Origin of the sequence: Blautia sp. AF32-4BH (assembly GCF_003460565.1) — a bacterium.
GTDB classification, from domain to species: Bacteria; Bacillota; Clostridia; order Lachnospirales; family Lachnospiraceae; genus Fusicatenibacter; species Fusicatenibacter saccharivorans.
In genome coordinates this window covers 4,134-4,484 of the sequence record NZ_QTVL01000038.1, presented here as the reverse complement: position 1 = coordinate 4,484, position 351 = coordinate 4,134, and the positions used below count along the sequence as shown (strand labels likewise).

At 53.6% G+C, this 351-nt stretch carries 1 protein-coding gene; it reads left to right on the top strand.

Annotated elements, in window-relative coordinates:
• The coding region (locus DWZ44_RS18900; protein ID WP_243002164.1) for a recombinase family protein at positions 1-351 on the top strand (351 nt) is incomplete at both ends.

The window sequence follows — 351 nt, the reverse complement described above, 5'->3', positions numbered from 1 at the left end:
CAGCGTGGCGTTCGCCTTATCGCCATCAATGACGGCGTGGACAGTGCCAGAGGTGACGATGATTTTACCCCTTTCCGCAACATTATGAACGAGTATTACGCCAGAGACACCAGCCGTAAAATCCGTTCCACTTTCCAGTCCAAAGGCAAGTCCGGCAAGCACCTCACAGGCACGGTCATTTACGGCTATCTCTGGAACGAAGCCAGAGACCAATGGTTGGTTGACCCCGAAGCCGCTGATGTGGTCAAGCGCATCTTTGCCATGACGATTGAGGGCTACGGTCCGTATCAGATCGCCAGCAAGCTGAAAGAAGAAAAAGTCCTCATTCCGTCCGCTTACCTTGCCCAGCAC